At 62.2% G+C, this 20,421-nt stretch carries 18 protein-coding genes; 9 read left to right on the top strand and 9 right to left on the bottom strand.

All coding sequences use genetic code 11. From position 1 onward, the window contains the following. The first annotated feature begins 429 nt into the window (after positions 1 to 429). Complete coding sequence (locus tag JYU29_RS00205; RefSeq protein WP_213982790.1) at positions 430 to 1,383, top strand: aldo/keto reductase; 954 nt, start codon at positions 430 to 432, stop codon at positions 1,381 to 1,383. A gap of 389 nt (positions 1,384 to 1,772) precedes the next feature. Here the strand turns inward: JYU29_RS00205 and uvsE are convergent, their stop codons facing one another. After that, positions 1,773 to 2,804, bottom strand: coding sequence for a UV DNA damage repair endonuclease UvsE (gene uvsE, locus JYU29_RS00200; protein ID WP_213982789.1), 1,032 nt, complete (start codon positions 2,802 to 2,804; stop codon positions 1,773 to 1,775). After that, positions 2,801 to 3,865 (bottom strand): single-stranded-DNA-specific exonuclease RecJ family protein, encoded by a 1,065-nt coding sequence (locus JYU29_RS00195; protein WP_213982788.1) that lies wholly within the window; start codon positions 3,863 to 3,865, stop codon positions 2,801 to 2,803. The genes uvsE and JYU29_RS00195 overlap by 4 nt, the downstream gene beginning before the upstream one ends. A gap of 102 nt (positions 3,866 to 3,967) precedes the next feature. Here JYU29_RS00195 and JYU29_RS00190 point away from each other — a divergent pair, with 102 nt between their 5' ends. Further along, positions 3,968 to 4,651 carry a DUF2161 domain-containing phosphodiesterase gene (locus JYU29_RS00190; protein ID WP_213982787.1) on the top strand — a complete coding sequence of 228 codons (684 nt, stop codon included), beginning with the start codon at positions 3,968 to 3,970 and terminating at the stop codon, positions 4,649 to 4,651. On the opposite strand, the gene JYU29_RS00185 is transcribed toward JYU29_RS00190, so the two are convergent. The 4 genes from JYU29_RS00185 to JYU29_RS00170 form a co-directional block, all read right to left on the bottom strand. Then, a complete protein-coding gene (locus JYU29_RS00185) occupies positions 4,648 to 6,264 on the bottom strand; it encodes a GMC family oxidoreductase (RefSeq protein WP_213982786.1) in 1,617 nt (538 codons plus the stop codon). The two genes, JYU29_RS00190 and JYU29_RS00185, sit on opposite strands and share 4 nt — an antisense overlap. Before the next feature lie 64 nt (positions 6,265 to 6,328). Further along, positions 6,329 to 6,661: a hypothetical protein gene (locus JYU29_RS00180; protein ID WP_213982785.1), complete on the bottom strand. Its 333-nt coding sequence runs from the start codon at positions 6,659 to 6,661 to the stop codon at positions 6,329 to 6,331. 11 nt (positions 6,662 to 6,672) lie between these two features. Beyond that, positions 6,673 to 9,765: an efflux RND transporter permease subunit gene (locus tag JYU29_RS00175; RefSeq protein ID WP_213982784.1), complete on the bottom strand. Its 3,093-nt coding sequence runs from the start codon at positions 9,763 to 9,765 to the stop codon at positions 6,673 to 6,675. Continuing rightward, entirely contained in the window at positions 9,762 to 10,958 is a 1,197-nt protein-coding gene (locus tag JYU29_RS00170; protein WP_213982783.1) for an efflux RND transporter periplasmic adaptor subunit, read from the bottom strand. The genes JYU29_RS00175 and JYU29_RS00170 overlap by 4 nt, the downstream gene beginning before the upstream one ends. 127 nt (positions 10,959 to 11,085) lie before the next feature. On the opposite strand from JYU29_RS00170, the gene JYU29_RS00165 reads away from it, so the two are divergent. Next, positions 11,086 to 11,628, top strand: a complete 543-nt coding sequence (locus JYU29_RS00165; protein ID WP_213982782.1) for a TetR/AcrR family transcriptional regulator — start codon at positions 11,086 to 11,088, stop codon at positions 11,626 to 11,628. Here the strand turns inward: JYU29_RS00165 and JYU29_RS00160 are convergent. Further along, the gene (locus JYU29_RS00160; RefSeq protein WP_213982781.1) at positions 11,618 to 12,145 is read right to left on the bottom strand and encodes a metallophosphoesterase family protein; all 528 of its coding nucleotides are present in this window, start codon (positions 12,143 to 12,145) and stop codon (positions 11,618 to 11,620) included. The two genes, JYU29_RS00165 and JYU29_RS00160, sit on opposite strands and share 11 nt — an antisense overlap. 73 nt (positions 12,146 to 12,218) lie before the next feature. Between JYU29_RS00160 and JYU29_RS00155 the strand changes: the two genes are divergently transcribed. Then, on the top strand, positions 12,219 to 12,380 hold the full coding sequence (locus tag JYU29_RS00155) for a Thivi_2564 family membrane protein (RefSeq protein WP_213982780.1): 162 nt from the start codon (positions 12,219 to 12,221) through the stop codon (positions 12,378 to 12,380). A gap of 233 nt (positions 12,381 to 12,613) precedes the next feature. Here JYU29_RS00155 and JYU29_RS00150 read toward each other — a convergent pair whose 3' ends face one another. Further along, on the bottom strand, positions 12,614 to 13,207 hold the full coding sequence (locus JYU29_RS00150) for a DUF2585 family protein (protein WP_213982779.1): 594 nt from the start codon (positions 13,205 to 13,207) through the stop codon (positions 12,614 to 12,616). A 199-nt stretch (positions 13,208 to 13,406) separates the two neighbouring features. Between JYU29_RS00150 and JYU29_RS00145 the strand changes: the two genes are divergently transcribed. From JYU29_RS00145 to JYU29_RS00130, 4 genes are read left to right on the top strand one after another with little or no spacing between them, the layout of a single operon-like run. Then, entirely contained in the window at positions 13,407 to 14,684 is a 1,278-nt protein-coding gene (locus tag JYU29_RS00145; protein ID WP_213982778.1) for a glycosyltransferase, read from the top strand. Further along, entirely contained in the window at positions 14,681 to 15,841 is a 1,161-nt protein-coding gene (gene crtY, locus JYU29_RS00140) for a lycopene beta-cyclase CrtY (protein ID WP_213982777.1), read from the top strand. Before JYU29_RS00145 ends, crtY begins: the two co-directional genes overlap by 4 nt. Then, entirely contained in the window at positions 15,838 to 17,325 is a 1,488-nt protein-coding gene (locus tag JYU29_RS00135) for a phytoene desaturase (RefSeq protein WP_213982776.1), read from the top strand. The genes crtY and JYU29_RS00135 overlap by 4 nt, the downstream gene beginning before the upstream one ends. Further along, complete coding sequence (locus JYU29_RS00130; protein WP_213982775.1) at positions 17,322 to 18,251, top strand: phytoene/squalene synthase family protein; 930 nt, start codon at positions 17,322 to 17,324, stop codon at positions 18,249 to 18,251. The genes JYU29_RS00135 and JYU29_RS00130 overlap by 4 nt, the downstream gene beginning before the upstream one ends. Here JYU29_RS00130 and JYU29_RS00125 read toward each other — a convergent pair. Then, positions 18,248 to 19,195, bottom strand: a complete 948-nt coding sequence (locus JYU29_RS00125; RefSeq protein WP_213982774.1) for a polyprenyl synthetase family protein — start codon at positions 19,193 to 19,195, stop codon at positions 18,248 to 18,250. The two genes, JYU29_RS00130 and JYU29_RS00125, sit on opposite strands and share 4 nt — an antisense overlap. A gap of 100 nt (positions 19,196 to 19,295) precedes the next feature. Between JYU29_RS00125 and fni the strand changes: the two genes are divergently transcribed. Further along, entirely contained in the window at positions 19,296 to 20,360 is a 1,065-nt protein-coding gene (gene fni / locus JYU29_RS00120; protein ID WP_250157117.1) for a type 2 isopentenyl-diphosphate Delta-isomerase, read from the top strand. The last annotated feature ends 61 nt before the right edge of the window (positions 20,361 to 20,421 follow it).

Genomic DNA, 20,421 nt, shown 5'->3' with positions numbered 1-20,421 from the left:
CGCCTGGTAGACCAGCGCCTGCACCGCTATCCGCTTCGTCATCCTCGGGCTCGACCCGAGGATCCATGCCGTGACGATCAAAGCAGCGCCGAAGGTTACAAAGGAGGATGCGACGGCGGAGCGCCTTACCTTCGCCCCTTGTGGGAGAAGGTGGATCGGCGCGTCAGCGGCGAGACGGATGAGGGGTCTGCGCCGACAATGCCAAGCTGGAACACCCCTCATCCGACTTCGCTGCGCTCAGCCACCTTCTCCCACAAGGGGAGAAGGGAAGAGCTGCACCCATCCCGCTCCGGCATCCCCTCAACTGTCAGCACCCTCACACCCCCGCCCTCACACACCCGCTTGATCCCCCTCCTTCCGCCCTTATCTCTGAGAGCAGGGCCCCGTGCCTCCCCCGCCGGCGGCCATTTCAGCACGAAAGGAAAATCCATGGAAAAACGTGCGCTCGGAAAAACCGGGCTGGAGATCGCGCCGCTGGTATTTGGCGGCAATGTCTTCGGCTGGACGGCAGACGAACAAACCAGCTTCAAGGTGCTCGACGCCTTTGTGGATCACGGCTTCAACGCCATCGACACCGCCGATGTTTATTCGGCCTGGGTCGACGGCAACAAGGGCGGTGAGTCCGAAACGATCCTCGGCAAGTGGCTCAAGGCCAATCCCGCCAAGCGGGACAAGGTCGCGATCTTCACCAAGGTCGGCTCCGATATGGGTGAGCCCGGTCACAAGGGCCTGTCATCTAGCTGGATTTCCCAAGCCGCGGATGCCTCTCTGAAGCGGCTGCAGACCGACCATATCGACCTGTATTTCTCGCATTGGCCCGATGCCGACACGCCCTACGAGGAAACGCTCGGCGCTTATCAGCAGCTGCTCGATGCCGGCAAGATCAAGTCGGTCGGCGCGTCCAATCTTGATGCCGCTCAGTTGCAGGAAGCGCTGTCGGTGGCCAAAACCAAAAACCTGCCGCGCTACGACGTGCTCCAGCCGGAATACAATCTCTATGATCGCAGCGCCTTCGACGGTCCGCTGCGTGATCTTTGCATGCGCGAAGGGCTCGGCGTCGTCACCTATTTCAGCCTCGCTTCGGGCTTCCTGTCGGGCAAATACCGCTCGAAGGACGACCTGAAGAAGAGCAAGCGCGGCAATGCCGTCGAAAAATATCTCGACGATCGCGGACAGGCGATCCTCAGGGCGCTGGATCAGGTCAGTGAAACGCATGGCGCGCAGCCGGCGGAAGTGGCGCTCGCCTGGATCATCGCACGCCCCGGCGTCACAGCGCCGATCGCCAGCGCCACCAGCGTCGAGCAGGTGGAAAGCTTCGCCAAGGCGGCAAGCCTGAAGCTGAGCGAAGACGACCTTGCCGCGCTCGACAAGGCCAGCACCTAACGACAGCGCCTAACATCTTCGCCGGCGGCGCTCCCAGCGCCGCCGGCAACCGGCTCCTCTTCCAGCGCCGCCAACCGCACCGCTTCGTCATCCTCGGGCTCGACCCGAGGATCCATGCCTGAACAGCCAAAGCAATGCGCGGCATGCCAATTCCACTGCTGGCCCACCAACAGCCGGTCAGGCATGGATCCTCGGGTCTGCGCCTCCGCTTGCGCTCCGGCTTCGCCCAAGGATGACGAGCTTCATTCTGTTGATGCACCCAACCTGCTAGCTAAGCAGCAAACAGCCCACTGTCCCACCTCTCCCCCTTAGAGGGCAGGTCGCACCGAACGTTCCGGCGGAGACAACAGCGCAGCCAGCTTTGCCGACGCCTCACGCGCTGCCGATGCCTATTCCTCGTCCAGAACCTCGTCGGCATCGGCTTCCATCTCGCCCGCATCCTTGGCTTCGATACCGAAGCGCGCGGCGACATCGGGCGCATAGCGTAGAAGGTCGGGCCGCAGCCGCATCAAGGCCAGGTCCTTGGCCTTGGCTTCCAGCATGACATCGAAGTTCAGCCCTTCGGCGATGCGCATGAAGGTGATGAACTCGAAGGGATTGCAGAAGTCGGCATGACCGGTGTTCACCGGCGCCACATGCTTCACCGTCTTCTTCTTCGTTTTCTTGTCGATCTTGATCTGCTCGCGCAGTTCGGTGCGCGGCGATGAGAAATGCAGCTTGGGCTGCTGCCCCTCCGGCCAAGTCTTGAGGATCGCTTCCAGCGTTTGGCGCATATCGGCGCGTTCCGGGTTGAGGCACCAGAAATGCTGATGGTCGAAGATCAGCCGCACACCGGTATGTTCGTGGATCCACAACACGTCGGCTGCCGAAAAGCGGAGATCGTCATGCTCCAGCACAAGCCGGCGGCGCACCGGTTCCGGCAAGGTGGCCCAAGTGTCCACCCAGCGTTGGCGTGACGCCGGAATATCGCCATAGGTGCCGCCGACATGGATCACCATCACCGCTTCCGGTCCAAGCTCCATGCGGTCCAGCATCTCGGCCTGTGATGTCAGATCCCAGATGCTCTTCTTCACCAGCTCCGGATCAGGGCTGTTGAGCACCACGAATTGCGAGGGATGGAAGGAGAGCCGGATGTCAAGTTCCTTAGACTTCGCACCCAACGCCCGAAGCTCCGCATCGCTTTCGGCCACCATGCCGTGAAACTGCGGCATGTCGGGATGGGTCGCATAGGGCGCGATATCCGAGGACATGCGGTACATCTTGATGTCGTGCTTCACGAGATAATCGAGGATCGCGTCGATATATTCGAGCGACACTTTCAAATGCGGATTGTTGGTGGACCGGCGCGCGTCGCCACTCTTCAGATCGTCGCGGCCCATCACCTTGACGGGAAAGCCGAGGCGCGAAATTCGTTGTGTCATGTTATTTCCGAAGATGCAGGCTGCGGCGCGCCAAACGCGTCGAAGCCGAGTGTGTTGAGAAAAAAGGTCCAGTCGTCCCCGCGCAACGCACCGCCCGATGCCGCACGATGGCCATTGCCATATTGCTCGTCGGCGTTCGGCGGCCGGTGCTGGGCGAGAAACTGGAGAATGTCGGTGTCGTTTGAGGAGCGCACCGCAAAATGCACGAAGCCCTCGCGGTAGCCGGTATTGGCCGCAATGATGATCGCGTTCTTCAACCGCCCGCGCCATTGCTGCGCAATCAGCGGATGCACCTGACAGGGCGAGGAAAACTGCACCAGCGCGACATTGCCGGAAAATTTCGGCCCGACCTTGCGCGCATCATCCAGCGCCTGTTTGACCTCTGCCTTTGCCGCCAGCAGTGCTTCGGTTTCCTCAAACTCGCCCGACAAAACCTGCTTCGGTCCCTGCGCCATCATCAGAAGATCGAAAGCCGGCCGCGCATTGCCCGATCCCGTGCGGCGCGGCGCGTTGATGAGTGAAGCGGCCTTGCGCAGTGCCGTGACGCCGTAGGCCGACCGTGCCTCTGCCATTTCCGCAAAGCCATAATCTTCGGCCATGTCGCCGATGATGCCGAGAGCGGCCAGCCACAACAGCCCCTCCTCCGCACCCACCGCTTTCGCGCATCGATAAGCCAGCAGGCTGGTGGTCGGAACCGGATCATCGTTAATGCCGGAAATCACGGTGGCATTTTCCGGCACGCCGGTCGGGGCGTGATGGTCGATGATGATGGTGGGAATATTGGGCAGTGTCACCCGGTTCGACACGCCGAGATCGGCGATGATCAGCCCGGTCGGCTGAAGGGCTTCGAGTTCGCGCACAAAATCGCTGGAATAGGCATTTTCGCCCTTCCCAATGATGCGAATGGTGCAGCCAAATCGCTGTTTGAGCAGCACGTTTTGCAGGATAGCACCCGCCGAAAGCCCATCCGCATCGTTGTGAAACACGAGCAACGGTCGCTCGCCGAGCTGCGCCATGGCCTCGGGAAAGTCGTCAGGATCATGAAAGCTGTGATCGAACATGGGTCGAAAACGCAGCTTGCCGATGAACGATCCCAACCCTGCTGGCTTCCCCTGCCAATCCCGGGCAGGTTAGGTGTGGTCAATGAACAAGCCCTTGATTCGATGACCGAAACCACGCTCTACAAACCGGTAAAGCGCTTCCTGGAAGGCTTGGGCTACCTCGTCAAAGGCGAGATCGGCCATTGCGATGTCGTGGGCCTGCGCGAAGGCGAACCGCCGGTCGTGGTGGTGTGCGAGCTCAAGATGCAGTTCAACATGGACCTCGTTCTACAAGCCGTAGACCGCGCCTCGGCCTGCGACGAAGTCTGGCTCGCCGCAAGAATGTCCAAGCGCGGCAAAGGTCGGGAACACGACGCCCGCTTCCGCAATCTGTGCCGGCGTCTCGGCTTCGGCCTGCTGGGCGTTTCCAGTACCGGCACCGTCGAACTCCTGCTCAGCCCCGCCGCCTTGGCGCCGCGCCGCGATCCGCGCAAACGCTCGCGTTTGATCGACGAACACCGCCGTCGCCGCGGCGATCCGGTGGAAGGCGGCGGATCGCGCCAGCCGATCATGACCGCTTATCGCCAGGAAGCGCTGGCCTGTGCGGCCATGCTGATCGACGGTCCCAAACGCCCGCGCGACCTTCGCCCCGCCAATCCCAACGCGCAGAAAATCCTGCATCGCAACGTTTATGGCTGGTTCGTCAGCCACGAACGCGGCCTCTACGAGATCACCGATGCCGGCCGCGCCGCCCTTCAGCGCTGGCCGGTCGAAGCGCCGCCGCCAGCGGCGGATGAAGCGGATTAGGCCCGCGCGGCCTTCAGGATCGCTTCCGACGCCTTTTCCGCAATCATCATGGTCGGCGCATTGGTGTTGCCCGAAGTGATCGTCGGCATCACCGAAGCATCCACCACGCGCAAACCGCGCAATCCGTGCACCCGCAAATCCCCATCCACGACGGCCATCGTATCCGAACCCATGCGGGCCGTGCCGACCGGATGGAAGATCGTCGTGCCCAGCCGTTGCGCAGCCTTCAGGAGATCCTCGTCGCTGACGGCATCCGGCCCGGGCTTCAGCTCGCGCGGCGCATAAGGCGCCATCGCCTTCGTTTCGAACAAGCGACGCGCATAACGCAGCGATTCCACCGCCACCATCTCGTCTTCGGGCGTCGCCAGATAGTTCGGCGCGATCTTCGGCGTTTGCGTCGGATCCTTCGAGCGCAGCGTCACCGAACCCCGGCTGGTCGGTCGCAGATTGCAGACGGACGCGGTGACGCCCGGAAAATCATGCAGCCTTTCGCCGAGCTTTTCCGTCGACAGCGGCTGGACGTGGAACTCGATGTTCGGCGTTTCGAAGCGTCCGTTGCTTTTGGCGAAAATCCCGAGCTGGCTCGGCGCCATGGTGAGCGGACCGGTGCGGCGCAGCGCAAATTCGAGCCCCATCCGCATGCGGCCGATCATCGAATTGGCGTACTGGTTCAGCGTCGGAATGCCCGTCACACCGTAAACCGCGCGGATCTGCAGGTGATCCTGCAGGTTGCGACCGACGCCCGGCAGATGATGCACGCTCTCGATACCGTGCTCGGCCAGCGTTTCGCCATCGCCGATGCCCGACAGCTGCAGCAGATGCGGCGAGCCGATCGCACCCGCACTCAGGATCACCTCGCGCGCGGCCAGCGCCTGCATGGGCTTGTCCCCGATGCGGTAGGCGATGCCGGTCGCGCGACCATCCTCGATCGTCACCTTCTCGACGGTGGCCTTCGTGGCGATCTTCAGGTTCGGCCGTTTGCGCGCGGGGTTGAGAAAGGCGCGTACCGCGCTCCAGCGCAGGCCGTTCTTCTGCGTCACATGGAAGTAACCGACGCCCTCGTTGCTTCCCGTGTTGAAGTCATGCGTATGCGGCAGGCCGATCTCCTGCGCGGCATCGCGCACCGCGTCCAGCACCGCCCATTTCAGCCGCTGCTTGTCGACGCGCAGCTCGCCATCGCCGCCGTGAAATTCGCTTTCGCCCTCATAGAAGCGCTCGAACTTCTTGAACACCGGCAGCACGTCGGCCCAGGACCAGCCGGTGTTGCCGCTTTGCGCCCAGCCGTCATAGTCCTGCGCCTGGCCGCGCATATAGATCATGCCGTTGATGGATGACGATCCGCCCAGAACCTTGCCGCGCGCATAGCCGATCGCGCGGTTCCCGAGCCCCTTCTCGACCTCGGTCTGAAACATCCAGTCTGTGCGCGGATTGCCGATCGTGTAGAGATAGCCGACGGGAATGTGGATCCAGTGGTAGAGGTCGCGACCGCCGGCTTCTAGCAGAAGAACGCGTGTGTTGGGATCGGCCGACAGGCGGTTCGCCAGGACGCAGCCGGCCGAGCCTGCGCCCACGATGATGTAGTCGAAGCTCTCGGTTTCCCGTTCAGCCGTCATTCCAACCCTCCCGAAACGTCCTCCGGGAGGAATCATGAACCGGCTGGCGTCGAACCGCAACGGGTCAGCCGTCTGGTTCGGTGGTTTCCCAGGCGCTGTACCAGCCGGCATAGGGCGTCTTGGCCACCATCTTGCGGTTCCAATCGGGCGCGCCGTCCGCCCACCACACCGGTCCCCGCTCGCCGAGCGCGATCTTGGCCGCGTCGACGCGCTCGCGCGCTTCGCTTTCGGCGTTTCCATCATGCGAACGGCGCGCCGCGGCAATGTCGCGGCGCGCCGTCATCAGGTCTTTGACCAGCCCGGCCCGCTCGGTCTCACCGAGACCCGGATTGCTCATGCGCCACAGCCGTCCGCGCACAACGAAGTACCGGCCATCCGGCGTGACCGGATACTTCATCGGCTTGGCTGTCACTCGGCCGGTGCGGGATGCGCCGGCGGTGCCTGCGTGGTGTGCTTGGCTTCGCGTTCCGCAACCGTCTCCTTGTGGGCAAGGAACGAATAGAACATGGGCACCACGAACAGCGTGAACATCGTTCCGATGAGAACGCCGGTGAAGATCACCAGGCCCATCGAATAGCGCGCGGCAGCACCGGCGCCCGAGGCGATGATCAGCGGCACGACGCCCAAGGCCATCGCCGCCGTCGTCATCAGGATCGGGCGCAAACGCACCTTGGCCGACGCCACGATCGCTTCAACGCGGTTCATGCCGTGTTCTTCACGCTGCTGGTTGGCGAACTCCACCAGAAGAATGCCGTGCTTGGTGATCAGGCCGATCAGCGTGATGAGGCCGACCTGCGTGTAGATGTTCAGCGTTCCCAGACCGAGGTTGAGCGGCAGGATCGCGCCGAAGATCGACAAGGGCACCGACATCATGATGATCAGCGGATCGCGGAAGCTTTCGAACTGCGCCGCGAGCACGAGATAGATCACCACCACGGCGGCCGCGAAAGCGAGCAGGATCGTGTTGCCCTGTTCCACCTCAAGGCGCGACTGGCCGGAATAATCGATGAAATAGCCGTCCGGCAGCAGCGGCCGGGCGATCTGCTCGATCGCCGCCAAGCCGTCACCCGTGGTGACGCCGGGAACCGGAAGCGCGGAGATGGTGGCCGAGTTCAGCTGGTTGAACTGCTCGATCGCGGCAGCCGTCACGCTGGTGGAAATCGTGACCACGGCCGACAAGGGCACCATCGCGCCGGTTGCACTGCGCACAAAGAAGTCGCCGAGCTTTTCGGGATTGTTCCGATACTCGTCGGGAACCTGCATGATAATGTCGTAGCTGTTGGAATCACGATCGAACTGCGAGATCGAACCGCCGCCCACCATCAGGCTGAGCGTGGTGCCGATATCGCGGATCGGGATGTTCAAGGCCGCCGCACGATCGCGATCGATCGTGATCACCACCTGGTCGGCGTCGTATTTCAGCGAGTTCTGCACCACGATGAAGCGGCCGGATTCCTGTGCCTTCTGGCGTACCTGTTCGGCAACCTCATAAAGGCGGCTGGCTTCGCCGGTGGTCTGCAGCACCATGGAGATCGGCAAACCGCCGCCGGCACCCGGCAGGGAGGGCGGTGCGAACACGAGCGCTTCCACGCCGGCGACCTTTGCCAAACGGTTCTGGATGTCCGCCTTGATCTCGTCCTGCGACCGATCGCGATCGGCCCAGTCCTTGAACGCCCACAGCGCAATGGCGGAATTGGTCGCGCCGCCGAAGCCGACAATGGAGAAGTTCGCCCGCAATTCGGGAATGTCTTCCGTCAAAGCGCGCATCTGGTCGGTATAGGTCTTGGTGTAAGCCGCCGTCGCATAAGGCGGTGCATTCACGAGCGAAAACAGCGCGCCTTCGTCTTCTTCCGGCGCAAGCTCGCCGGAGGTCTTCAGGAACATGAAGCCGGTCAAACCAACCAGAACCACCACCATCAGCAGCGTCACGGGGCGGTATTTCAACGATCCCGATACGAGCTTCTCGTAGCCGTTTGCGAAGCGATCGAAGGAGCGGTCGACGATCTTCTGGAAGCGGCTGTGATTGCCGCGCTTCAAGAGGCGCGATGCCATCATCGGCGTAATCGTCAGGGCGATGATGCCCGACAAAACCACGGCGCCGGCCAGCGTCACCGCGAATTCGCGGAACAAGGAGCCGGTCAGACCGCCGGTAAAGGCGAGCGGCGCGAACACGGCAGCGAGCGTGATGGTCATCGCGATCACCGGCCCGGTGATTTCGCGCATGCCCTTGAAGGCCGCTTCGCGTGGTTCCAGCCCTTCCTCGATATGACGATGGACGTTTTCCACCACCACGATCGCATCATCCACCACGAGGCCGATCGCCAGCACCATGGCCAAGAGCGACAGAAGATTAATGGAATAGCCCATCGCAAACAGGATCGCGCAAACGCCGATCAAGGACAGCGGGATGGTGATGATCGGCATCAGAACCGAGCGGAACGAGCCCAGGAACAGAAGGATAACGACCACGACGATGGCAACCGCTTCCGCGATCGTATGGAACACTTCCTCGATCGAGGCGCTGATCGTCTCGGTCGAATTGTACATCATGGTCAGCTGCATGCCTTCCGGCAGGCTGGCCTGAATGTTCGGCAGTTCGTCGATCACCGCCGTTGCCGTCGTCAGCGGGTTGGCCGCCGGTGTCGGGAACACGCCGATAAACGTGCCGGGCTGACCGTTGAAGGTCACGATCGTATCCGTGTTTTCCGCCGCCAGTTCGACATTGGCCACGTCGCGCAGGCGCACGACCTCATCGCCATCGGCCTTCAGCGGCAGCGCGCCAAAGGCTTCCGGCGTTTGCAGGGTCGACTGCACGGTAATGGAATAAGCGACATATTCGTTCTTGGTCTTGCCGGGTGCCGCCAGGAAGTTGGACGCACTGATGGCGTTCAACACTTCGGATGCGGTCAGACCGCGCGCCGCAAGCTTGATCGGATCGACCCAAACGCGCATCGAATAATCGGCCGCACCGATGATCTGGATCTCGGCCACGCCCGGAATGGTGGACATGCGCGGACGAATGACGCGCTCGATATATTCGGTGACCTGTTCGTTGGTCATGTTGGGGTTTTGCAGCGCCAGATACATCATGGCGAACTGCTGGCCCGTGCCCTTCACGATGATCGGGTCTTCGGCTTCCGAGGGAAGCTCGCCGCGCACCTGGTTCACCTTGGCGATCACTTCGGTCAAGGCGGCATCCGGGTCAGAACCCAGCGTCATGTTGACGGTAACGACACTGGCGGAAGGCCGGCTTTGCGACGTCACGTAGTTGATGTTTTCGGTGGTCGCGACCGAACGGGCGATCTGCGAGGTGATGAAGCCCTGGATCAGGTCCGCGCTCGCACCCGGATAGGTCGTGGTCACGGTGATCACCGTTTCCTCGACTTCCGGATATTGCCGCACCGCCAGGTTGAACAGCCCCTGGAAGCCCAGAAGCAGGATCATCAGGCCGAGCACCGTTGAAAGAACGGGCCGGCGAATGAAGATATCGGAAATGCTCATTGCTGCGACACCTGCGTCGGCGCATTGGCCTTCGATGGATCGATCGTGTTGTCGATCGCCACCGGCGTGCCGTTGCTCAAGCGGTTCTGGCCGGCGGTGATGACCTGATCACCGACCTTCAGGCCGCTCTTGATTTCGACTTCGGTGCCGTTGCGGCGGCCGAGCTGAACGAAGACCTGGGACGCCTGCTGCGTTGCCGGCGGCGTCTGGGGTTGGCCGGCCTCGGCAACGGCGTCGCCCTGTTCTTCCTTCTGTTCCTTGTTTTCTTCCGCCTTCTTCGGCTCCATCGGACGCACGACATAGACGTAATCGCCGTAAAGCGAGGTCACGACCGCAGTCTGAGGCAGGATGATGATGCCGTCTTCGGATGGCAGCTGAACGCGGATGCGCGCGAACTGGCCGGGCGTCAGAACATTGTCGGGATTGTCGATATTGGCGCGGATCGAAACAAGACGACTTGCCGGGTCGATCTTGGGGTCGATGCCGGTGATCTCGCCCTTGAACGTGCCTTCCTGGCCATCGAGCGTCACCACCACCGGCTGGCCGATGCGCATCTGGTTCAAGCGCTGTTCCGGCACGGTGAAATCGGCGCGCATCGTCTTGATGTTCTGCAGCGTCACAACCGGATTGCCCGGCGAAAGATACTGGCCGACATCGACGCGCGGAATACCGACAACGCCGTCGAAGGGCGCACGCAGCTGCTTTTGCGCAAGAACGGCTTCCAGCTTCTGGACCTGTGCGGCGGACGACTGCGCAGCGGCCTGTGCGGATTCCAGCGTCACGTTGGAGCCGACACCGCGCTGCTGCAGTTCCTGGGCGCGTTGGCGGGTTTGCTGATCGAGATCCGCCTGCGTGCGGGCGGCTTCGAGATCGGCACGCTGCACCGCATCGTCCAGGCGCAGAAGAACGTCGCCTTCCTTGACCTCCTGGTTGGCCTTGAAGTTGACCTCGGTGATCACGCCTGCGGTTTCAACGGTGAGATCGACGCCCTGGATGGCGCTGACCGTACCGATCGCCTCGACATTGGGCGTCCAGCTGCTTTTCTCGGCCGCCACGGCGGACACGGTGGCCGTGGGCACGGGCATGTTGGCGAAGAAGTCCTGAATGGCCTTGTCGCGGAACATGTTGAAGCCCACTACGCCGCCTCCAACGAGTGCAAGCAGAACGATGGCGATCAGGAGGCGTTTAATCATGGACAAGGCTCGAAATGGGCGCGGGTTTCAACAGACAGCTACCGCAAGGTAGCAAGAAATAAGTTGTATTGCAGCGCAAGACAGCTGTACCGTCTGGACGGTATTGTCAAGAGGAGTAGGCGCCGCAATGGTGACAGGACGCCATGAAACACGCGAGCGCATCGTGCAGGCGGCATCGGAACTGGCCTGGGAATCGGGACCGGGCAAGCTGTCGCTCGATGCCGTGGCCGCAAAGGCCGGCGTGTCCAAGGGCGGGCTGCTTTACCATTTCCCCTCGAAGGCGAAGCTTCTGGAAGCCACGGTCGAGACCTTCGTGGAGGATTACGACCGTCTGCTGAAGGAGCGCGAAGCCGCGCATGCGCAGGCCACGACGCCCGTGGCGCAGGCCTTTCTCGACGTTTTTATCGACGATGTCCGCTGCAAAAGGCCGCCTTCATCCGGCATTCTGGCCGCTCTGGCAGAGGATCCATCCTTTCTCAACCCGATCAAGCGCTATGACCGCGCGCTTCTGGATCGCATCAAGGCCGATCTCGGCGATACCGGTCTGGCCATGATCCTTTACTTCGTGATTAGCGGCTTGAAGTGCAACGAGTTGCTCAGCCTGAACGTCGTGCGGCAGGACGAAATCGACAGCCTGACCGAACGCCTGCGCGCCCTGATCAGCGAATAACGGCCTCTGGCGTCGCCGCGCTCGTCCGCCGCTTTGTTGTCAGCAGGGTTGCGAGCGACACCGGGCGAAAGTTCTGCGCATCCACACCCACATCGAACTGCCGCGTCATCGGCTTCAACCGGCCATGCGAATGACCATGCAGGTTGATCGCCTTCTTGCCTATCCCGTTCCAGGTCCGGAAGGCGTAGTGGCAAAGCACCAGGCGGTGCCCGTCGAGCTCGAGTTCGGCATAGCTTTGCACGCTCGCCCAGCCGCGCGCTGTGGTGGTGGCTTCGGGATCGTTGTTGCCGACGATCAGATGCTTGCGACCGTTCAGCTGCGCAAGAAGCGCCTCGATCGCCGCCTGATCGCCGCGCGCGAAATCGCCGAGGTGCCAGATCTCGTCGTCTTGCCCCACCACTTCGTTCCAGTTGGCGATCAGCGCCGCGTCCTGTTCGGCGATCGAAGCGAAGGGCCGCCGGTCGATGCGAAGCCCGCGCGCTTCCCCCAAATGCGTATCACCTGTGAAGTAGATCATCCCGCCTCGCCGCTTTCGTTGTTTCCCCTATATGGGTGCTGACGGCGATCATCGCCGCGGAGAGGGAAAATCCATGTCAGTTCTGATCAGCATCCTGATCACCTTCCTTGTTGTCATTCTGGTTCTTTGGCTCGTGCAGCGTTTGCCGCTCGATGGCCGCATGCGCCAGATCGTGCAGCTGATCGTGATCGTCATCGGCATTATTTCGCTGCTGCGCTACCTCGCGGTCTTCTAGACCCGGGTTCATGAGCTCGGCCCGGGCTTCGGGGAAGCCTGGGTCCGGCAGCCGCCAGCATCGCAGCTTTGCGCGCGCACAAAAACAAAAGGCCGGCACAAGGCCGACCTTTTCTATGCGTCACCTCGATACCGGCGCCAGTTCATCCGTGGTCGCCGGCGAGGTGACTGACTGGCATCACACACCAGGATGGTTAACAAAGCGTTAACGAGGGATGCCCAGCGTCTACGCTTTCAGAATAAGCCGCCCACGAAACGCAGCGTGCTCAAGATCAACCCGTCATTGATCGCAAAAGTCACCGCCGCTTCCGCCGCAAGCCCCAGCGCCAACACGACAAACAGGGGTAACCGCAGGGCGGCAACGAAGCCAACGAGAACGAACACGCTGTCGCTCAGCGAATTGACGATCGTATCGCCCGAATAATTTGCGCCGATTTCCGACTGGCCGAAATGGCCGATGATCCAGGGCGTATTCTCGATCACCTCCCACCCCATGCTGAACGCGGCGGCGGCAACGATCATCCAGCCGAGCGGCCAGCGCCGCGATGTCCACCACATCACGGCGGCAAACAGCATGCCGGCAATCAGATGCGACAGCGAATACCAGTCGGCGATCTGCTTGGAGTTCTCCGGACCCGTCGCATCGTTCAGCCACAGCTTCACGCCGCAAGCGCAGGTCACGTCATTGCCCATCAGGTAGAGAATGAGGGCCTTGGCTGCGAGGATCGACAGAACAACGGCGACATAAACGGGAACGGGCGCCGGGCGCGGCACGAACTTGACCCTTCCGGTCAAAGCCGAGACGGACGCGAACTCATGGCTGGTCAAAAACGCCTCGCATGTGGATGACCGATACGAGCCATATAGAGCATCAAACGGTTCGGTCAGGGTTTTCTTGTTGTTGTCCCCGTGGCAGGAGACGCAATCACGGTGGGTTCATCGGCTTTCCGCACGGTATTGCGACCCTATTTCATGGGGATCAAGCAAACAGCGGCGTGAAGGCTGCGACAGAAGGGGATGACCGGGCTTGCGCATCGCGTTCTTTTCGCCTGGTTTGTCCAGCCACCTGCAGGCCATGGGGGCGCTTGGCGCCACCTTGGTTGAACGCGGCCACCAGTGCTTTTATGTCGGCCATCCCGATCTTGCTGCCGACCTGCCCCAAAGCCTCGAATTGATCGCGCTCGATCCGGCCCGCTGTTCCTGGTCGCCGGCCTCGGTGATCCGCAACACCCGCCGTCCATCCCTGCCGCTCGGCATCCGCCGCACGGTGGCCGACATGGCAGCCATCACCCGCTCTCTGTGCAGTCAGGCACCGGCCCTGCTGCGCCAGCACGGCATCGAGGCCGTGGTCTGCGACCAGATGGAAGCCGGCGGCGCGCTGGTTGCCGAACATCTCGGCCTGCCTTTCGTGTCGCTTGCCGTTGCCGCTCCCATCAATCGCGAACCGCTGGTGCCCCTGCCGGTTCTCGATTGGCCGTATGAAAACAGCGAGGCCGCCATCAAGCGCAATGCCGTTGGCGAACGCATCGCCGACTGGCTGACATTGCGGCATGATCACGCGATCGCCGATTGCGCCGCGCAGCTTGGTTGCAGCCCCAAACCCCGGCTTGTCGATTGCCTGTCGCCGCTGGCGCAAATCTCGCAGCTGGTTGAAGGCTTCGATTTTCCGCGCCTGCATCGCCCCGATACCTTTTCCTATATCGGCGCCTTGCGGCAGCAACAGCCCGTGCCGCTCACACAGGCCATGCCTCAAATCGCCAGGGATCGCCCCTTCGTGTTCGCGTCGCTCGGCACGCTGCAGGGCCACCGCTTCAACCTCTTCCAGCGCATCGCGCGCGCTTGCCGCACCCTTGATGTGCAACTGATGATCGCCCATTGCGGCGGCTTGTCGCCGGCCCAGGCGGGGCGTCTCGATGCCGATTGGGTGGTGAACCGTGTTGACCAGAAAACAGCGCTGGCCCGCGCCGATGTCGTGATCACCCATGCCGGCCTCAACACGGTGGTGGATGCGCTGACCGCAGGCGTGCCCATGCTCTGCATTCCCCTGGCGTTCGATCAGCCGGGAATGGCCGCGCGCGTGCGCCATGCCGGTGTCGGCGAGATCGTGTCGAAGCGCGCCTCGCCCAAGGTGATCGCAACGGCGCTCAACATTCTTCTGGCAGCAAGCAGCCAATACAAGGCTGCGGCTCAACCCTTGGCAAAAGACTTTGCGTCGGCCGGTGGCGCCAGGCGCGCGGCGGTTCTGATCGAACAGGCCTTTACACAAGATGCGCCCGTTCAAAGCCGGTCGCAGGCTGCCGCATGAAGGATGCCGACCTCATCATCGTCGGCGGTGGTCTGGCGGGCGGTCTGCTCGCTTTGCGCCTGCAACAAAGCCGGCCCGACCTGTCCGTTCTCGTGCTGGAAAGCGGCCCGACCCTTGGCGGCAATCACACATGGTCCTTCCACGACGATGATCTGACGGCCGAACAGCACGCGTTCCTGGCTCCGCTCGTTGTTCATCGCTGGCCGGCGCAAAGCGTGCGCTTCCCGGCCTTCGAGCGGCGTCTCGACGCCGGCTACAATTCCGTGGCGTCCGACCGCTTCCACCATGTGCTGAGCGAGCAACTCGGCAACAGCATCAGGCTGAACACTTCCGTCAGATCGATTGCGCCGACACAGGTCGTGCTGGCTGACGGAACAACGCTACAAGCGCCGGCGGTGATCGACGCAACCGGCTTTCGCTCCCATCCCGCCCTGCAGATCCGCTTCCAATCCTTTCTTGGCCTCGAACTGCGCTTTGCCGAGCCGCACGGCTTGAGCGCACCCGTGATCATGGACGCGACCACGCCGCAGGATGGCGGCTATCGCTTCACCTATCTGCTGCCCTTCACGGACACGACGATGCTGGTGGAAGATACCGGCTATGTGGACGACCGCGCGCTGGACCTTGCCGAGCTCGAAGCCCGCATCACCCGCTACTGCGCAACGCGCGGTTGGCAGATCGTGGAAGAGGTTCGCCGCGAACAAGGCGTTCTGCCGATCACGCTTGATGCCGACATCGATCTGCTTTGGACGGGCGTGACCCTGCCGCGCATTGGTCTGGCCGGCTCCTTCTTTCATCCGACCACCGGCTATTCCCTGCCCGATGCCGTGCGTGTGGCGGATTTGATCGCCGAGATGCCGCAGCTCACATCGCCAGCCATCCTCGACGCGCTCAAAATGCATGCGAAGGTGCTGTGGCGCGAGCAACGCTTTTTCCGCGCCTTGAACCGCATGCTGTTTCTTGCCGGCGAACAGGACCAGCGCTGGCGGGTGATGCAGCGCTTCTACAAGCTGTCCGAACCGCTGATCGAGCGCTTCTATGCCGGCCAAACCACAACGGCGGACAAGCTGCGCATTCTCGCCGGCAAACCGCCCGTACCCGTTGGCCAAGCCCTTTCCGCCCTTCTTCGCAAACCGAAATCCATGGAGCTGTCATGACCGGCACAACTCGCACTGCCGCCGTAATCGGCTCCGGCTTCGGCGGCTTGGCACTCGCCATCCGCCTTCAGGCCGCCGGCATCCAGACGACGATCTTTGAAAAGCGCGAAAAGCCGGGCGGCCGCGCTTATGTCTATGAGGATCAGGGCTTTACCTTCGATGCCGGTCCGACCGTCATCACCGATCCCGACTGCATCCGCGAACTGTTCACCGCAGCGAACAAGCGCATGGAAGATTACGTCGAGCTTCTGCCGGTCACTCCCTTCTATCGGCTTGCCTGGGAAGACGGCTCGACCTTCGATTACGCCAACGACCAGGAGGAGCTCGATCGGCAGATCCGCCTGCGCAATCCCGATGATGTCGAAGGCTATCGCCGCTTCCTCGATTATTCCCGCGCGGTCTACCAGGAAGGCTATGTGAAGCTCGGCGCCGTGCCGTTCCTCAACTTCCGCTCGATGATCTCGGTCGCACCACAGCTGACCAAGCTGCAGGCCTGGCGCAGCGTGTATTCGATGGTCTCGAGCTTCATCAAGGACGAGCATCTCCGCCAGGTCTTTTCGTTTCATTCCCTTCTGGTGGGCGGCAACCCGTTCTCGACCTCATCCATCTACGCGCTGATTCATGCGCTGGAGCGCGAAGGCGGCGTGTGGTTCGCCAAGGGCGGCACCGGCGCGCTGGTGCAGGGCATGGTGCGCCTGTTCGAGGATCTGGGCGGCACCATCCGCCTGTCGTCGCCGGTGGAGCGCATCGAAACGCAAGGCGACAAGGCAAAGGCGATCGTCAGCCAGGGTGAAACGCTGCCCTTCGACGTGGTCGCCTCCAACGGCGACGTCGTGCACACCTACAGCAAGCTTTTGTCCAACCATCCGCGCGGCCAGAGCCAGGGCAAGAAACTGGCCGCCAAGCGCCATTCCATGTCCTTGTTCGTGATCTATTTCGGCTTGAACAAGCTTCACGACCAGCTCGCGCATCACACGGTCTGCTTCGGGCCGCGCTATCGGCCGCTGATCAACGAGATCTTCAAGGGTCCGAAGCTCGCGACCGACTTCTCGCTCTACCTTCATTCGCCCTCGATCACCGACCCGTCGCTCGCACCCGAGGGCAGCGGAAGCTATTACGTGCTGGCACCCGTTCCCCATCTCGGCAGTGCCGATATCGATTGGACCGTGGAAGGACCGCGCTACCGTGATGCGATCCTCGATTATCTCGAAAAGCACTACATGCCGGGCCTTCGCTCGCAGCTGGTGACCGTCCGCCACTTCACGCCGTTCGACTTCCGCGACGAGCTCAACGCCCATCTCGGCTCCGCCTTTTCGCTGGAGCCGATCCTGACCCAAAGCGCCTGGTTCCGGCCGCACAATCGTGACGATCAGATCGACAACCTGTATTTCGTGGGTGCCGGCACCCATCCCGGCGCCGGTGTTCCCGGCGTGATCGGGTCGGCCAAGGCCACGGCGCAGCTGATGATCGACGCCCGGCCATGACCACGGCGTCGACGCAAGATTATGCCGATCAGTCGATCGAGCAGGGTTCGCAGAGCTTTGCGGCTGCAGCCAGGCTGTTCGACAAGGAAACGCGTCAAGACGTCACCAAGCTCTATGCCTGGTGCCGCTACTGCGACGATGTCGTGGATGGTCAGGTGCTCGGTCATGGCACGGTCGTCTCACCCCATTCTCAACAACAGCGGCTCGCCGAACTGACCGAGAAAACTCTAGCCGCGCTGGAAGGCGGTCCGGTGAAGCATCCGGCCTTTGCCGGTTTGCGCGACATCGCCCAGCATCACGAGCTGCCGCGTGCGCTGCCGCTTGCCCATCTCGAAGGCTTCCGCGCCGATGTTGAGCATCGCCGCTACCAAACGCTGCCGGATCTGATGGTGTACTGCTACGGCGTGGCCGGTGTCGTCGGCATTATGATGGCTGACATCATGGGCGTACGCGATCCCGCCGTACTCGATCGCGCCTGCGATCTCGGCCTCGCCTTCCAACTCACCAACATTTCCCGCGACATCGTCGAAGACGCCGAAAATGGCAGGATCTACGTGCCGCTGGATTGGCTGGATGAAGCCAGCATCCCCGTGGATGAGGTCGCCGCCTCACAACATCGTGATGCACTCGCCTCCGTCGCCAGGCGTCTCGTTCAAGCTGCCGAACCTTATTACGCTTCCGCCCAGGTCGGCATCGGCGCCCTGCCCTTCCGCTCCCGTCTTGCCATCGCCACGGCGCTTTATGTGTATCGCGCGATCGGTCAGGAAGTGGTGAAGCGCGGCGCGCGTGCCTGGGACGAAAGAGTGAGCACAAGCACGCTGCAAAAGAGCGGTTTTGCGCTCAAAGGGCTCGTTAAAACGCTGAAACCGCGCAGCCAAATCGCCAAAAGGCGCGATGAAACGCTCTGGAAAAGGCCCAAAATCTAGGCCAACAGGCTGGTCAGAACCGACCCGTTCTTGCCTCCGCCATGAGGCTGCATTCCAGCCGCCGGCTTGCCGAACAGCTTGTCCGTAAAGGCTCTGAGATTGGGCGCGCCGTCCGGCAAATGATCGAGTGCGTGCAAGGCCGTATCAAGATGCGCCTGAATGCGCTCGGCCATCGCTTTCGAGCCAAGTCCTTGAGCCAGAACGGCTTTTCCCGCGTCCTTGTTGTTGCTCTTGCCCATCCGCGCGGCATCGCCCGCGACATCCAGGAGATCGTCGAACAACTGAAAGGCGCGTCCCAGTTCAAGGCCGTAGATGCGCAGCTGTTCGCGCTGCATCGCCGACGCATCCGCCAGGATCCCCGCCATCTCCACGGCCGACACGAACAAGGATCCCGTTTTCTGGTCGTTCAGCTCTACGACATTGTTTTCGCTGACATTCCCGACATTGCGCAGATCGGAATACTGCCCGGCAACCAGCCCCCGCATCCCCACCGATTGCGACAAGGATAACGTCAACGCACTGCGCTGCTCGCCGCTCAACCCCGGCACGGAAGCCGCCAAACCAAAGGCGTCGCCCAGCATCGCAATCGCCGCCAGAACCGCCACATCCTCGCCGAACCGGATATGCACCGTCGGCTTGCCGCGCCGCGTCAGCGCATCGTCCATGCAAGGCAGATCGTCGAGCAAAAGCGACGCCGTATGCACCAGCTCGATCGCACAGCCCGCCTGTAAAGCAGCTGGCTGGTCGTAACCAAGGTCGCGCGCTGCAAGATCCACCAGGATCGGCCGAACGCGCTTGCCCGCTCCCATCACGCTCTCGCGCACGGCAGTCCGCACCAGCGGCTCGTCCGGCTCCGGCGCGCCCGTGATTGCGCGAAGCTGCACATCAACACGCGCCTTAAGGGCGTCCCAGTCTTGGTTTGCCGGAGCTGTGAGATCAGTCATGGCTCTTGGTGTCAGGGAACATCAACCTTTGCGTGAGGCGGGCTGGCAGGGGGCACGCTTTGCAGTATCTACCTGTTCTAGCGAAATTAGGAGCCCTTGTATGGATGCCAAGCCGGAAATGTCAGCAGCTTTGCAGATCAGAAAGGAGAGTCATCTCGATCTGGTCCTTGCTGGCGCTGGCATTGTGCCTGCGACGCGCAATGGTTTCGACGCGCTGCGCTTCGAGCACTGCGCTTTGCCGGAGCTCGATCTTGCTGACATCGACCTTTCCACACAATGGCTAGGCAAGCGGCTTGCAGCACCTTTGTTGATCAGCTCGATGACCGGTGGCGCGTTGCGCGCCGAGCGGATCAACCATCATCTGGCCGAAGCCGCCGAAGTCCTGCGCATCCCTTTCGGCGTCGGCTCGCAGCGCGTTTCGCTTGAAGGCGAAAGCGACAGCGGCCTGACACAGAGGCTACGCGACCTGACGCCGTCCGTTCCGCTGTTGTCGAATATCGGTGCGGCGCAACTCATCGATCGCAAAGGCATCGACATTGCCCGACGCGCCCTCGACACGATCCGAGCGGATGCGTTGATCGTTCACTTCAACCCTCTTCAGGAAGCTCTGCAACCAGAAGGCGACACGAACTGGCGCGGTATCTTGCGGGCGCTCGAACAACTCGTGCAGCGCCTTGGCGCGCCGGTGATCGTCAAGGAAGTGGGCGCTGGCCTGTCGGCAGCGACGGCACGGCGCCTGGCGGATGCGGGCGTTGCGGCTGTGGATGTGGCGGGAAGCGGTGGCACCAGCTGGGCGGCCATCGAAGCCGCACGGGGCGCGAGCGACCGTCAGCGCGCCATTGCCGAACCCTTCGCCGACTGGGGCCTTCCAACACCGCGGGCCATCGCATCCGTGCGGGCTTCGCTGCCTGACATGTTCGTGATCGGCTCCGGTGGAATTCGAAACGGCGTCGATGCCGCCAAGGCCATCCGGCTGGGCGCCGACCTTGTCGGACAGGCAGCAGGCATCCTCGGACCAGCACTGGATTCGACCGAAGCGGTGATCGAGGCTTACAAAATCACGATCGAGCAGCTGCGCATCAGCTGCTTCTGCACAGGTGCGGCCGATCTCCAAGCCTTGCGGCAGGTTTCGCTTCTGAGCTCGGACGGAATTTTTCCGTCATAAACATCATCTTCGGGTTTTAGATTTCGCTTGTCGTGGTCATCCTGATGGACTTCGACGCTTA

The organism is Tianweitania aestuarii (genome assembly GCF_018457165.1).
GTDB lineage: Bacteria > Pseudomonadota > Alphaproteobacteria > Rhizobiales > Rhizobiaceae > Tianweitania > Tianweitania aestuarii.
This window is presented reverse-complemented; position numbering and strand designations above follow the sequence as displayed.